Annotated in this window: 11 protein-coding genes; all 11 read right to left on the bottom strand. The window is 70.8% G+C overall.

Annotated elements, in window-relative coordinates; translation table 11 throughout:
• Positions 1–30: 30 nt before the first annotated feature.
• The gene (locus OG303_RS13230; RefSeq protein ID WP_309486338.1) at positions 31–114 is read right to left on the bottom strand and encodes a putative leader peptide; all 84 of its coding nucleotides are present in this window, start codon (positions 112–114) and stop codon (positions 31–33) included.
• A 127-nt stretch (positions 115–241) separates the two neighbouring features.
• Positions 242–814 carry a GNAT family N-acetyltransferase gene (locus OG303_RS13225; RefSeq protein WP_405868102.1) on the bottom strand — a complete coding sequence of 191 codons (573 nt, stop codon included), beginning with the start codon at positions 812–814 and terminating at the stop codon, positions 242–244.
• Positions 815–831: 17 nt separating this feature from the next.
• Positions 832–2,106 carry a hypothetical protein gene (locus OG303_RS13220; RefSeq protein ID WP_405868100.1) on the bottom strand — a complete coding sequence of 425 codons (1,275 nt, stop codon included), beginning with the start codon at positions 2,104–2,106 and terminating at the stop codon, positions 832–834.
• A 174-nt stretch (positions 2,107–2,280) separates the two neighbouring features.
• Positions 2,281–3,570 (bottom strand): GAF domain-containing protein, encoded by a 1,290-nt coding sequence (locus OG303_RS13215; RefSeq protein ID WP_405868098.1) that lies wholly within the window; start codon positions 3,568–3,570, stop codon positions 2,281–2,283.
• A 401-nt stretch (positions 3,571–3,971) separates the two neighbouring features.
• The gene (locus OG303_RS13210) at positions 3,972–5,606 is read right to left on the bottom strand and encodes an acyl-CoA dehydrogenase family protein (RefSeq protein ID WP_405868096.1); all 1,635 of its coding nucleotides are present in this window, start codon (positions 5,604–5,606) and stop codon (positions 3,972–3,974) included.
• 193 nt (positions 5,607–5,799) lie between these two features.
• Positions 5,800–6,771 carry a 2,3-diaminopropionate biosynthesis protein SbnA gene (gene sbnA, locus OG303_RS13205; protein ID WP_405868094.1) on the bottom strand — a complete coding sequence of 324 codons (972 nt, stop codon included), beginning with the start codon at positions 6,769–6,771 and terminating at the stop codon, positions 5,800–5,802.
• 36 nt (positions 6,772–6,807) lie between these two features.
• The gene (gene sbnB, locus OG303_RS13200) at positions 6,808–7,863 is read right to left on the bottom strand and encodes a 2,3-diaminopropionate biosynthesis protein SbnB (RefSeq protein ID WP_405868092.1); all 1,056 of its coding nucleotides are present in this window, start codon (positions 7,861–7,863) and stop codon (positions 6,808–6,810) included.
• Entirely contained in the window at positions 7,860–8,867 is a 1,008-nt protein-coding gene (locus OG303_RS13195; RefSeq protein WP_405868090.1) for a TauD/TfdA family dioxygenase, read from the bottom strand. The genes sbnB and OG303_RS13195 overlap by 4 nt, the downstream gene beginning before the upstream one ends.
• A 14-nt stretch (positions 8,868–8,881) precedes the next feature.
• Entirely contained in the window at positions 8,882–10,984 is a 2,103-nt protein-coding gene (locus OG303_RS13190) for a non-ribosomal peptide synthetase (protein ID WP_405868088.1), read from the bottom strand.
• A 32-nt stretch (positions 10,985–11,016) separates the two neighbouring features.
• Positions 11,017–13,455: a Pls/PosA family non-ribosomal peptide synthetase gene (locus OG303_RS13185; RefSeq protein ID WP_405877243.1), complete on the bottom strand. Its 2,439-nt coding sequence runs from the start codon at positions 13,453–13,455 to the stop codon at positions 11,017–11,019.
• A gap of 38 nt (positions 13,456–13,493) precedes the next feature.
• Complete coding sequence (locus OG303_RS13180; protein WP_405868086.1) at positions 13,494–13,760, bottom strand: hypothetical protein; 267 nt, start codon at positions 13,758–13,760, stop codon at positions 13,494–13,496.
• Positions 13,761–14,012: the final 252 nt, after the last annotated feature.

Raw genomic sequence — 14,012 nt, 5'->3', positions numbered from 1 at the left:
TCCCGTGGCCGAAGGCCACTGATGGGTACGTCAGCTCGCCGGACAGATGGCGCTGGACATGCGGCCGAGGTCGACGTGCCGCCGACTCACCAAGGCAATTCCAGTTCCAGACATGACGGAAGCGTGTCACGGCGATCTGGACACAGTCCAGCTTCGTCCGCGATGCGGACACCCTTGTCCCGGAATGTGAGACGTGGGTGTTGTCGGTCACATCCTCTGCGGCAGACCTTGTCCGCGCAGGTCAGGCCGGGTAGGCACCGGGCCAGGGACCGGGCGCGGACACCTCCGCCTCCTCCTCGACCTTGGTGTCGAAGAGCTTGAACCCCCGGCGCAGATAGTTGTCCATGGCGTGCTCCCCGTCCAGGCTGCACGTATGCAGCCAGACCCGCTTGGTCTGCGCCAGCCCCGGCCAGCGCTCCGCGAGGTCCCAGGCGCGGGCGGCGCCGTGCGACAGCAGGTGCCCGCCGATCCGCCGGGCCCGGAAGGCCGGGACGAGTCCGAAGTAGACGATCTCCACGACCCCGTCGTCCTGCGGCTCCAGCTCCACGTACCCGGCGGGTGTCCCGCGGTCGTGGGCGACCCATGTCTCCACGCCCGGCCGGTCCAGGTGCTGCCGCCACCGCGCGTACGTCCAGCCCAGCCGGTCGATCCAGCGGATGTCGCCGCCGACGGACGCGTACAGGAAGCGGCTGAACTCGGGTGAGGGGACCTCGGAGCGGACGATCCGTACGTCCCCCTCCGGCGCGGCGGCCGGAAGCAGGTCGGTCGGGGCGGTCTGCTCCAGGGACCAGGTGGTCACGGGGATGTTGGTCATGCCCGTCAGGGAATCATCTATCCCAGAGATCTGTCGATCGAGGCCAGCGGCAGCGTGTAGAGCATCTGCCCCGTCTGGGACCAGACCTCGCCGGTCTCCTCCCAGTAGGACAGGGATCCGGCCTGTCCGGTCCAGCAGCGGTTCGACTCGTCCGACCCGCACCGGGTGGCCTTCGCGGCCCGCTCGTTCTGCCGCCAGAGGGTGCCGTGGCCGTCCGGGGTGTCCGCCGCGCGGGCGAGGTACCACTGCGAGCCGTACGACAGGACCCCGCCGATGCCGGCCGTCTTCGTCTCGTACGCCTCGGTCGCGACCGCGCGACCGGCGGAGTCGGTGGCCAGCAGTCCGGCGCGGGCCGGATCGCTGCTGAACGCGTAGCGCCACAGCCGGGTGTGCCGTCCGCTGTCCGCGGACACCTTCTCGCTCGCGACCAGGCTGTCGGGCGCGGTGCTGCGGTCGAGGGAGATCGCCGCCGGGTGCGCGGCCTTGCCGGTGAGCCGGTACGAGCCGACGGCCGGCAGGACGTACCGCGAGCCGTACGCCGCCCAGCCGCCGTGCACCTTGCCGACCGTGCGGCGGTCGACGGTGGCCCGCTGGATGCGGTGCATGTCGTACACGTACAGGCCGTCGGCGGCGGTGACCAGCAGCTTGCCCTGGTACCAGACCATGCCGGTGACGGGGGAGGAGAGCCCGCGGTAGTCGCGGCCGCCGTCGACCGGGACGACGAGCGCCGCCCAGGTGTAGGTGAGGCGGCCGGGGTCGTCGGCGTCGACGACGGCGATCCGGGCGAGGCCGGACCTGGCCGAGCTGCCGGTGTGGTGGGTCCAGCCGGAGAGGATCACACGGTTCTCGCCCCAGTGGCCGTCGTCGTCCGCGTCCCCGGAGGTGGTGACCGCGCCGGCCCGCCAGCCGCGGGTGTCGGCGGCGTCCCAGCAGTACGCGCGGGTGGCCGCCGGCTCGACGGGCAGCGTCGCGCGATCGGTGGACGTGCAGTCGGCCGCTCTGCGCAGGGAGTGGTCGGCGTCGGCGAGGACGGTGCTCACACCGACGGGCCTGCCCATCGCGGAGGCGAGCCGGTCGAGCGTGCTCTGCGGCACCTGACGCTCCTGGAGCCGCAACCCGGTGGTCCGGTCGGAGGAGGCGAGCGCCTTCAGGGCGCCGGGCCGGTTACCGACCGTGGCCTGTGAGGCGCTGATCATGGTGGCGGCGGCGGTGAGCGCGAGGGCGGTCCCGGCCAGGACGGCGCGCAGCGCACGGCCCCGCTGCTGCCTGCGGTGTCGGCCACGTTGCGTCATACGTCCTCCCGAGGCGGGCCAACTGCGGTTATTGGTCCGTGTGTTGACCAAAGAAGCAGGTGGGGCGGCCCGTAGAGGGATGCTACGGCAGTCCGGCGCGATCGGGGACGAAGACCCTGCAAATATGCGGAAGATGTGGCTGCAAGGTGACTCAGGGACACGTACCGGACACGCTCAGGGCAACTCGACCGGCTCCCGCACGTTGGTCACCGCCGGTGCCGTCGACTGTGGCAGCAGATCGCGCGGGTCGGCCGGCAGGAGCAGTTCGACCTCCGCGACCTCGGCGAAGCGGTACGGCCGATGCTCCAGCAATCCCCCGAGATAGCGGCGCACTCGGGACATCTCGGCGCGCACCGTCACCCTGCGGGCCGGGTCGCCGAACACCTCCTCGGCCAGGCCCGCCGCGCTGCGTCCGCCGCGGTGCAGGGCGAGCAGATAGAGCAACTCGGCGTGCCGGGGGCTCAGTTCGTGACTCCAGGAGCCCGCGCATCCGGACACCGTCACCGACCAGCGGCGCGGCTGCGTCAAATCCAGCACGATGCGGGTGGCGCCGCGCGGCACCGGCTCGTCCGAGGGCCGGATCAACCAGCCCTCCGCCAGCGGCTCCACCGAGCACAGACCGAGCATCGGCAGCCAGCGGCGGCCCGCCGACAGGGACTTGGGCAGGGCGATCCGGTTGGTGTACGGAATCCCGGTCACCGCCGCGGTCCAGCCGTCCCGGTCCACGGCCAGGGCCCGGCCGCCCACTGAGGCCAGCACCGGTGCGGCGACCGCGCGCAGCCGCTCCAGCGAGGTCTGGTGCAGCTCGCGCAGCCGGGCCTCGGCGAGCTTGGCCACCGAGTCGACCCAGGCGAGCGTGGCCGGATGCATCGTCTCCAGGGGCCCGCTGACGTCCACGACACCGATCAGCCGGCCGTCGCGCGGGTCGGTGATGGGCGCGCCGGTACAGGTCCAGGTCGTCTGCGAGCGCACGAAGTGTTCGGAGGCGAAGACCTGCACGGGCCGGCGCACCACCGCCGGGGTGCCCACGCCGTTCGTCCCGACGACGTCCTCCCGCCAGTCGGCGCCGAGTTCGAAGCCGAGCCCGTCCGCTCTGCGCAGGACGGCCGGGCTGCCCTCGCGCCACAGCACCCGGCCGTCGTCGTCGGCGACGACCATGATGTGGTGGGCGATGTCCGCCACCGACAGCAGGCCCTCCCGCAGTACCGGCAGGACGTGCCGCAGCGTCGTGGTCTCCCGGCGCCGCCGCACCTCGTCGGCGGACAGCAGCCCGGACCGGTGGTCGCGCTCGGGGTCGATGCCGCTGCGCAGCATGCGCCCCCAGGACTGCTCGATCACCGGGCGCGGCGCGACGGGCGCGCGCTGCCCGGAGAGCCTGGCGGAGCGGACCTCGCTGAGTACCCGCGCCGCACGCGCGGCGTCGACCACGGCGAGCTGCGTCAGGTCGGTCGGCGGGTGCGCCACTGGTCCTCCCGGAAGAAGAGCTCGGACAACCGGTTTCTCGTCGCGTTTCGGCCACGGCGTCGGAGTCGTCCGCACTGTTCGTCTCATAGTGCCGTTCGTCCCTGACGGACGGAGACAGTCCAGCCACAGACAGCAGCAAGTTGCAACCCCTTGCAACCCTGGTGAATCGTCCCCGGCGTGTCCGAATATTGAGCAACGCCGTCCCGAGCGGCGTTCGTGGCCTCGAACGGGCCAGGGGAGCGGGGGTGGTGCCGTGTCGGCGCAGCACCACCCCCGCGCATTGCCTCCGGCGGTTCGGCGGTGTTCGCGGCAGGGGCGCGGCCCGATGTGCGTCGGCGGCTGCGGGTGCGTTGTGGCTCGGCACGCGGTTCCCCGCGCCCCTGAGACCGGCTCGACCGAGGTCAGTTCACTGGTCGGGCTCGTTCCACCACCGATCCCAGATCCAGGGTGTGGGGCAGCGTCCCGAAAGCGGAGCCCCCGTCACCGCCCAGCCGCGAGGCACAGAAGGCATCGGCCACCTCCGGTGGCGCGAACCTGACGAGCAGCGAACCCTGGAGCACCAGCGCGAGCCGTTCCGTCACCCGCCGGGCCCGCGCCTCGATGCCTTCCAGATCGGCCAGTTCGGTCAGCAGGTCCTTGATCGCACCGTCGAGACGGTGGTCGGCCCCGCGCGACTTTCCGACCTCCTGCAGGTAGGCGTTCAGCGCCTGCGGCTCCCGCTGCAGTGCGCGCAGCACGTCCAGCGCCTGGACGTTGCCCGCGCCCTCCCAGACCGAGTTGAGTGGCGACTCGCGCACCAGCCGGGGCAGCCCCGACTCCTCGACATACCCGTTGCCGCCCAGACACTCGGCGGCCTCGACCACGACCGGTGTACAGCGCTTGGTCACCCAGTACTTGGCAGTCGGTACGGCGATCCGCAGCAGCGCCCGCTCCTGCTCCCCGCCGTCGTCGTAGGCGGCGGCCAGCCGCAGCGCGAGGGTGGTCGCCGCCTCGGACTCCAGCGCCAGGTCGGCCAGGACGTTGCGCATCAGCGGCTGGTCGACCAGCTTCGCGCCGAACGCCTCCCGGTACGTGCAGTGGTGCACCGCCTGCGCGACCGCCTGCCGCATGAGGCCCGCCGCCCCCAGCACGCAGTCCAGGCGCGTCGCCGCGACCATGTCGATGATGGTCCGCACCCCGCGCCCCTCCTCGCCGACCCGGCGCGCCCACGTCCCGTCGAACTCGACCTCGCTGGAGGCGTTGGCGCGGTTGCCGAGCTTGTCCTTGAGGCGCTGGAGCATGAAGACGTTGCGGGAACCGTCCTCCAGCACGCGCGGCACGAGGAAGCAGGTGAGCCCGTCCGGAGCCTGGGCGAGCACCAGGAACCCGTCGGACATCGGAGCCGAGCAGAACCACTTGTGGCCGGTGAGCTCGTACGTCCCGTCCTGAGCGAGCGGACTCGCGGACGTCGTATTGGCGCGTACGTCGCTGCCGCCCTGCTTCTCGGTCATGCCCATCCCGAACAGGGCCCCGGCCTTGAGGCGGGCGGGCCGCAGCTCGCGGTCGTAGACCATGGACGTGAGCCGGGGCTCCCACTCGGCGGCGAGAGCGGGGTCGGTGCGGAGCGCGGGTACGGCCGCGTGGGTCATCGACTGGGGACAGAGGTTCCCGGCCTCGACCTGCGTCCACACCAGGAACGCGGCGGCTCTGCGGACGTGGCCGCCGGGCCGGACCCAGGCCGCGGTCAGCCCCGCCGCGACGCCCTTGCCGAGCAGGCGGTGCCAGGCGGGATGGAAGTCGACCTCGTCGACGCGGTGACCGTAGCGGTCGTGGGTGCGCAGCCGGGGCGGGTGCTCGTTGGCCTGGACGCCCCACTCCTGCACCTGTGCCGATCCGGAGGCCCGGCCGAGCGCGGACAGCTCGCCGCGGGCCTCGTCGAGCAGGCCCGGGTCGAGGTGCCGTTCGACGGCTGCGGTCAGGGCGCGGTCGGTGCCGTAGACGTCGTAGCCGGTCAGGGGTGGGGGCTGGTTGGTCACGGGGTGGGTGCTGCGTGCCATGCCTGCGAAAGTACCCCGGGGGCGGGGGGTGGTCACGCCATGGACACGGCACTCGGCGGTGTGGTGGGCCACCAGGGGGCTGTGCCCCCTGGACCCCCCTTTTCGGCCTGAACGGCCTCGTCCTCGAACTCCCCCGGAGGGGGCACCCCGGGGCGGGCTGAAACAGCCGGACCCGACGTCTTGAGATGGGCCGTCAGGCCAGTTGTGCCACCGCTGCCGGGACCTCCTGCTCGAGCGCGTCGGCCGGCCAGCCCTCGCGGTAGACCGTGTCCAGGTAGCGTTCGCCGAGGTCCGGGGCGATGGCCACCGAGGTGAGACCCTGGCGGCCGTGTTCGGCCAGCCACTGGCCGGCGCCGCTGATCACCGTGCCCGTCGAGCCGCCGAACATGAAGCCGCGGGCGGCCAGACGGCGGCAGGCGAGGATGGCGTCGGTCTCCTCGACGCGGACCAGGTCGTCCACGTACGACTCGTCCAGGAACGACGGAGGCACGCTCATGCCGAGCCCCGGGATCATCCGGCGTCCCGGTGTCATGCCGAAGCTCACCGAGCCGACGGTGTCGATGGCCACGATGCGCACCGGGCGCCGCCACTGCCAGAACCAGCGGGCGCAGCCCATCAGGGTCCCGGTCGTGCCGGCCCCGACGAACAGGACGTCCAGCTCCGGGAAGCGGCGGGCGATCTCCGGAGCGGTCGTACGGAAGTGCGCCCGCCAGTTGCCCTGGTTCTTGTACTGGTTGAGCCACACGTATCTGTCGTCGGACGCACACAGCGCGCCCACGTACGACATCCGCGCCCCCAGGAAGCCGCTACGCGCGTCCGGTTCCTCGATGACGTGCACGCGCGTGCCGAGCGACTCCATCAGCCGGATCGTCGGCTGGTTGCAGCGCGAGTCGGTCACGCACAGGAACCGGTAGCCCCGGCTCGCCGCGATCACACTCAGGGCCACGCCCAGGTTCCCCGACGACGACTCGACCAGGACCGAGCCCGGCCGCAGCAGCCCGTCGCGCTCGGCGGCGTTCACCATCTCGGTGGCCGCCTTGAGCTTGATCGAACCGGCGAAGTTGAACCCCTCGCACTTCAGGTACAGCGGTAGCCCCAGTGCGGCCCGAAGGTCGACATAGAGCTCCTCCTCGTTGAATTGAACGGGATCAGAAATGACGGGCATGATGCCCCCTCCTCATGCGCCACGATGACCGGCAGGTCAGCCGTGCCGGCGTAGCTCGTGGAAGAACCCGTCCACGACGTGCAGCCCGCCCCTACGGGCCACTTCGTCGTGGACGAACTTGCCGACCGCGAGGTCGAGAACCCCCAGTCCGAACGGGGAGAACACCACCGTCCGGTCACCCGGAACGGTCGCCCGCCCGGTCATTACGTCGTTCAGCGTGCCGTCGAGGAACTCCCGGCTCCCCGTGAGCTGTTCGGCCAGGTGCGGCGAGGTCTCCGCCTTGAGGCAGTGCTCGACGTCGTCGACGTAGTTGGCCGACGCGAGCAGGATCCTCGGGTCCAGGTCGCGCAGCGAGACGTGCAGTACCAGCGGGTGGTGCGTGAACCACGACGGATCGTGGATGTGTGGTGCGGACGCGACCGTGGCGAACACCAGCAGGTCGCTGGAACGGACGAGGGACTCGGGGTCGTCGTGCACCGTGACCTTGCCCGTCGCATCCGTACGTTCCAGATAGCCGCGGAAGCCCGCCGCGCTGTCCGCCGACAGGTCGTACACCCCCGTCTCCTCGAACTCCCAGCCCGTGGCCGCGAGATGGGTGTGGATGTAGCGGGCGATCAGGCCCGTTCCGATGAAGCCGACCCGGGTGGGGCGCCGGCGCGTCCGGCTCAGGCGGTCGGCGGCCAGCGCCGCCGAGGACGCCGTGCGCGTCGCGCTGATGACCGAGCTCTCCAGGCATGCGAACGGGTAGCCCGTGGCCGGGTCGTTGAGGATCAGCACGGCGGAGGCCCGCGGCAGCCCGGACTTCGTGTTCTCCGGGAAACTGGAGATCCACTTCAGTCCGTCCACCCGCTGCGGTCCGCCGAGCGAGGCGGGCAGCGCGATGATCCGGGACGACGGGCGGTCCGGGAAGCGCAGGAAGTACGACGGCGGGTTCACCGAGTCGCCCGCCCCGTGCAGCCGGTAGACGGCCTCGACGAGTTCGCCGATCTCCGGCTCCCGGCCGTGCAGTGCCTCCTGGACCTGCTCGCCGGAGATCACCGCGAACGGCGGTGCGCCCAGGGCGCTTTCGGCTCCACTTTCGGTGGTGGTCATGCGGTCCTCACTTCGATGGTCGGCGCGCAGTCCGTCAGCCGCACCGGGTCGCCGAGCGCGGCCAGCACCTCGCGGGGCCCGTCGAAGGGCTCCCTGCTGTGCGAGGTGCGGATGTTGTCGACGAGCAGCAGGTCACCGGAGTGCCACGGCTCGCGCAGGGTGTGGGTCTCGTAGACCTCGTTGATGGCGCGGACGATGTCCTCGTCGAGCGGATCGCCGTTCCCGAAGCGGGTGTTGAAGGGCAGCCCGTCGGATCCGTAGACGTCCACCAGGTACTCGCGCACCTCGGGGTCCATCGTCCACTCGTTGAGGAAGGCGATCTGGTTGAACCAGCAGCGCCGGCCCGTCACCGGGTGGCGGACGACCGCGCTGCGGTGCTGCCGGGTGTGCAGGGAGCCGTCGCCCTCCCAGGCGAACTCGATGCCGTTCGCCCGGCAGTAGCGCTCCACGGCGGCCCGGTCGGCGGTGCCGAACGCCTCGGCGACCGACGCCCCGATCTCGTCGTTGTACGTCCGGGTCAGTAGCCAGCCCTCCCGCTCGAACCGCTCGACCAGCTCGGCGGGCAGCGCCTGAAGCACCGTCGGCGCGTCGGCGACCGCGGTCGCGCCGCCCGTCTCCGGTGCCACCAGACAGGCGAAGAGCAGCAGGCCCGGGAACTGAAGGGCGTAACTCAGCTCGTGGTGCATGCACATCTGCTGGTTGTTCGGCCACTTGGAGGAGGAGTACACGCCCTCGGCGTAGGAGCGGCGGGGGGCGAAGGGCTCCCGGTCGGCCATCAGGCGGCCGCTGGAGAGGTGCCGGAACACGGCCTCGGTCGCGGCGGGTTCGCTCAGGCCCAGTCCGCGGACCAGGAGGCTGCCGTGTTCGGCGACTGCGGCACGCAGCGCGTTGCGGTGCTCGGCGGCCCAACTCGCCGCGTCACCGTCGGACTTGGCGTGCAGAAGCGGCGGGCGGCCCGGGGCCTGGTCGATGTCCGGCAGGAAAGTCTGGTACGTGTGCGACATTGCACAGGTTCCTTTCAGTGGCGCGCGTCGAGCAGCCCCGCCAGGTCGGCGAGGACCGGGAGGCGGGTGACGTCCTTGAGGGTGATCGCCCGGTCCAGGGCGATCGCGAGCTTCACGGCGGACAGCGAGGTGCCGCCGCGGTCGAAGAAGTGGTCCAGGCGGCCGATCCGGTCGGCGGGGATGCCGAGCACCTCGGCCCAGGCGGCGGCCATCCGCCGCTCGGTGGGCGTGTCCGGCGCACCGGAGACGCCCGTCTGGTCGGGATCGAGCTCCTCGGCGAGCGCGGTCAGTGTCTTGCGGTCGGTCTTGCCGTTGGCGGTCAGCGGCAGCGTCTCCCGCCAGTGCACGACGGCCGGGACCATGTACGAGGGCAGCGACGCGGCCAGCTTGTTGCGTACCTCGTCGGCGCCCACCGGCTCGGCACCGGTGCAGAACGCCACCAGCTGCGCACCCCGCACGACGACCACGGCACCGTCCCGCACGCCGGGCACCCGCAGCAGCGCGTTCTCGATCTCGCCGATCTCGACGCGGAACCCGCGGATCTTCACCTGGCTGTCCCGGCGGCCGAGGAACTCCAGCTTCCCGTCCGGCAGCCAGCGCCCGTGGTCACCGCTGCGGTACAGCCGCTCGCCGGGCCGGTACGGGTCGTCGCCGAAGGCCGCCTTCGTCCGCTCGGGGTCGTTGACGTAACCCCGCCCGACGCACACCCCGGAGAAGACGATCTCGCCGGGCGCGCCCAGCGGTACGGGCACCAGGTCCTCGTCGACGACGTACACCCGCACGTTCGCGATCGGCGGTCCGAGCGGCACCCGCTCCTCGTCCGGCACCCGGTCCATGACCTCGTGGTTGGTGTCGTCCGAAGTCTCCGTCAGGCCATAGGCGTTGACGAGCCGGATCCCGGGCTCGGCGTCGAACCAGCGCTGCACCAGCTCCTTCTTGACCGCCTCGCCGGTGACCGACACACAGCGCAGGTCGGGCAGTTCACGCGGCCGCTGCTCCAACTCGGCCAGCACGACCTCCAGATACGACGGCACGATCTGCAGCACGTTCACCCGGCCCCGCACGATCGTGTCCACGAACCGCGGTACGTCCAGGATCGTCTCCTGCCCGACCAGCAGCGTCCGCCCGCCGACGAGCAGCGCGGAGACCAACTGCCACAGGGAGATGTCGAAGCACTGGGGCGCGGTCTGCGCGACCGTCCGCCCTGCACCGATCCCCAGGTCGCCGATCTTGGCGAGGACATGGTTGAGGAAGCCGGCGTGCTCGCACATCGCGCCCTTGGGCTCGCCGGTGGAGCCGGACGTGAAGTAGATGTAGGCGAGTTGGCCGGCCGGGACGGACACGCCGAGGTCGTCGTCGGCGTGGTCCTCGGCGTAGGCGGCGTCCACGAACAGCGTGCGGGCCGCCCGGCCGACGTTGCCGGCGCTCCCGTGCTCGGTCAGGACGAGTTCGCAGCCGGCGCGGGTGAGCGTGGTCGCAATGCGGTCCGTGGGAAAGTGCGGCTCGATCGGCAGATACACGCCGCCCGCCTTGAGGACGCCGAGCACGGAGGCCAGCCAGTCGAGGTTCCGCTCCATCACCACCGCGACCACGCCCTCGCGCCGCAGGCCGCGGGCGAGCAGCGCCCGGCCGATGCGGTTCGCCCGGGAGTTGAGCTCGCGGTACGTCCACTGCCGTTCGTCCTGCACGGCGGCCACCGTGTCCGGATGCAGCGTCACCCGCTGCTCGAACAGCTCGTGCACCCGCCGGTCCGGCAGCTCACGCTCGGGACCCGCCAACTCGTCCAGCTGGAAACGGAGTTCCTCCTCGGACAGCAGGCTCGTCCGCTCGGGATCGGCGAGCGCGGTGAGGTGGTAGCCCGCGATGCGGGCGGCGGCCTCCGCGTCGAGGACGTCGGTGCGGTAGCGCAGGCGCAGCGTGCGGTCCGTGAGCCCCACCTGCAGGGCGCCGTCGTCGGGACCGGCCGTCCCCGCGGGTTCGCCGGACAGTGCGGACAGCACCCTGGTGTGTGCGGTCGCCAGTTCGGACGGCGTGCTCGACAGGCCCTCCGGCAGCGGGACTTCGTATGTGGCGATGCCCACAACCGGGTCGAGAGTCCATCGCGGTACTGATTCCATCGGTCGTTCCCCCCTGTTTCCTGCCTGTCCTGTCATCCGTGCCGCGGCGCGACCGCCGGGTTCCCGCCCCAGTGCGCCCCCGGCGCCATCTCCTCGCCCTTCATCAGGAAGGAGTCGGGCGCGAGGACCGCGCCGTCGCCCATCGAGACGCCGTAGTGCACGAGGGCTCCGGTGCCGACCGTGCAGCCGGCGCCGATGGTGATCCGGTCGGACTTGAAGGTGCCGTCCTCCTGCGAGTGGGCCTGCACCTTGGTGTGTGCGGCGAGCGTGCAGTCGTCGCCGATCGAGGCGAGCGTGCGCTCGGTGATGTAGCAGCCGTCGTCGAAGACCCGGCGGCCGAGCCGGACGCCCAGCAGGCGCCAGACGAGGTTCTTGAACGGCGTCCCGTTGAACACCACGAGGTGGTTGTCGGGCACCTTCCACAGACGCTCGATCCCCCAGAAGTACGGGTCGTAGATCGAGCACAGCTTCGGCTCCAGCGACCGGAAGCGTCCGATCAGCCGCTCCACCAGCACGTAGTAGCCGGTGCTGAACAGGAGGCTCAGGATCAGGGTCGCGCCGATCAGCAGACCGCCGACGGTGCCGCTCGCCCCGTACAGGTCGAGAGCGGCGAAGCCGAGCAGGGTCAGGGCGAACCAGTGCAGCCAGCGCACGAACAGGAACAGGCCCATCGAGCGCAGGTTGTAGCGGTTCTTCGCGGCCAGCCGGTGGTGCAGTTCGTCGCCCTCGCGCAGATGGTCGAAGCGGTGGTCGCGCTCCACCGAGCGCGGGATCTCGAAGCAGGGCGAGCCCAACAGGCCCACGTTCTCGCGCAGTTCACCTTCCAGCGGGACCATCACCTTGGTCGCCAGCAGGACGTTGTCGCCGGTGCGGCCGCCGCTGGGGTAGGCGATGTTGTTGCCGAGGAAGTTGTGCGGTCCGATCGCCGCGGGCGAGACGCGGAAGGATGTACCGGAGAAGTCGGCGTTCACGATGGACAGTCCGTCGGCGACCATCGTGCCGCTGCCCACGGTGACCAGGTACGGCGTCTCGTGCTGGACCTCCGTGCCGAAGTTGGAGCCGGTCTGCTCGACCTGCGAGAGGTCGTAACCGATGGCCCGCAGGTAGGGGACGATGTACGAGCTGTCGCCGCACAGCCACTTGAAGAACTTGATGTTGGTCATGCGGGCGATCGTGCGCTGCACCGAGTAGTGGAAGCCGTGCAGCGGGTAGACCCGGTCCGGGCGCAGCAGCGGGCTCAGCAGGCGCGGCAGCAGGGACACGGCGGCGAGGCCGAGGACCATGAAGCCGGCGTACGCGGCCAGGGAGAAGCCCAGTGCCTCGCCGTAGAACTCGGCCGACCCCAGGTCCTTGGAGTTCGGGTCGAGCAGGGTGTCGAGGGCGGGAACCAGCGTCAGCAGCAGGTAGGCACCGCCGACCGCGAAGGGGACGGTGACGACCAGGGTCTGCACGAGTCCACCGAGACCGTACGCGGCCCGGCGCAGGGTGGAGGTGCGGGCCGGCGGCACGCGGACGTAGTCGACGTCCGTGCGCTCGGCGGGGGAGCCGTGCCACCGCTGCCCCGCCGGGACCGAGGCGCCGCCGTACAGGGCGGAGGAGTGGCCGAGCTGGGCGCCGTCACCCATCGTCGTGCCGATCTCCAGGACGGTCTTCTCGCCGACGAACACCTCGCTGCCCAGCGTCACCCTGCCGGTGCGGATACGGCCCGCGTGGGCCTGGTAGCCGAGGAAGTAGGAGTCCTTGCGGATCACCGTGCCCTCGCCGATGGTCAGCAGGTCGGTGCAGACCGGCACCGAGTGGGACAGGATCGTCACGCCCTTGCCGATCCGGGCGCCCAGGGCCCGCAGGTACATCACGTACAGCGGGCTGCCCGTGAAGAGGATCATCGGGTTGGCGTGCAGCAGCGACTTGACGGTCCAGAAGCGGACGTAGGCGAGGCTCCAGACCGGGAACTCGGTCTCCTTCCACCGGCCGATCAACAGCCACTTGGCGACGACCGGGACGACACAGACGCCCGCGAACACCGAGGCGCCGAAGACGAGCGACCGCAGGTAGATGTCGACGATCCCGTCCACGGCGGAGATCCACTCGTAGCCCTGGCCCATGACGATCCCGGCGAGCAGGCTGTACGTGGCGAACACCAGGAACTGGAGCACGGCGCACAGGAGATAGCGCGGGGTGCTGCCGGGCTGCGGGGCGGCCGGCTCGGGTATGCGGACCGGCGCGGGCGCCGGGGCCGTGTCGAGGGCCGCCGCCAGGCTGCGGATCGTCGGATTGCCGTAGACGTCCTTCATCGACACCGACGGCAGGTCGTCCCGCTTCCTCACCCGGGCGCAGAAGTGAGCCATCACCAGGGAGTTGGCGCCGAGATCGTCGAAGAAATGACTGTCGACCGGTACGTGTTCCTTGCGCACGACACCGGCCAGCACCTCGGCGAGGACATTTTCGGTGACGGTGTCGATTTTTCCCACCACGGGAGCTCCTTACGGATTTTGCAGGTTTTACACGTTTACGGGTTTTTGGTGTCGATCGGTTCCGTCGACGGCCCCGCAGTTACGGGCTCGTGGCATTCGGTGACCGGCGCGCATGCCGGGCCCCGGCCGCGACCACGGCCCGTCGTGAACGCCAGCCCCATGCCCGCCATCAGCGCGAAGGTCGACGCCGACCGGCCGCCCGCGAACATCCACGCCGGGGTCGGCGAGCCGTCCGCCGCGAACGCGCCGTACACATGTACGGAGAACATCCCGATCAGCGCCAGCCCGCGCGCCGTGTCCACGCCGACGACTCGTGGCGCAGCCCGACGCGCACCGTCCCCATGGATCTGTGACGGTGTACGCGTCAAAGGTTGCTGAGCCGACATGAAAATTCCCCCGAGAGAAATACGCTCGAACTCCGCCTGCTGTTCAGTGCGGGGCGGAATTCAATAACACTGGGATAAGAGTTCAGAATGTTGCGGAAGTGTGTGAAGTGGCCGCGTGAAAATGTCGCAGGGCAGCACGGCGCGACCCACATGGATCCCATGCGGATC

Origin of the sequence: Streptomyces sp. NBC_00005 (genome assembly GCF_045160215.1) — a bacterium.
Classification (GTDB): domain Bacteria; phylum Actinomycetota; class Actinomycetes; order Streptomycetales; family Streptomycetaceae; genus Streptomyces.
The sequence above is the reverse complement of the archived record's forward strand: the minus strand, read 5'-3'. Positions and strand labels throughout refer to the sequence as shown.

Excerpts from the sequence above, each read along its gene's own strand:
- OG303_RS13230 (WP_309486338.1), bottom strand. The coding sequence starts at position 114 with ATGTCTGGAACTGGAATTGCCTTGGTGAGTCGGCGGCACGTCGACCTC.
- OG303_RS13225 (WP_405868102.1), bottom strand. The coding sequence starts at position 814 with ATGACCAACATCCCCGTGACCACCTGGTCCCTGGAGCAGACCGCCCCG.
- OG303_RS13220 (WP_405868100.1), bottom strand. The coding sequence starts at position 2,106 with ATGACGCAACGTGGCCGACACCGCAGGCAGCAGCGGGGCCGTGCGCTG.
- OG303_RS13210 (WP_405868096.1), bottom strand. The coding sequence starts at position 5,606 with ATGGCACGCAGCACCCACCCCGTGACCAACCAGCCCCCACCCCTGACC.
- sbnA (WP_405868094.1), bottom strand. The coding sequence starts at position 6,771 with ATGCCCGTCATTTCTGATCCCGTTCAATTCAACGAGGAGGAGCTCTAT.
- sbnB (WP_405868092.1), bottom strand. The coding sequence starts at position 7,863 with ATGACCACCACCGAAAGTGGAGCCGAAAGCGCCCTGGGCGCACCGCCG.
- OG303_RS13195 (WP_405868090.1), bottom strand. The coding sequence starts at position 8,867 with ATGTCGCACACGTACCAGACTTTCCTGCCGGACATCGACCAGGCCCCG.
- OG303_RS13190 (WP_405868088.1), bottom strand. The coding sequence starts at position 10,984 with ATGGAATCAGTACCGCGATGGACTCTCGACCCGGTTGTGGGCATCGCC.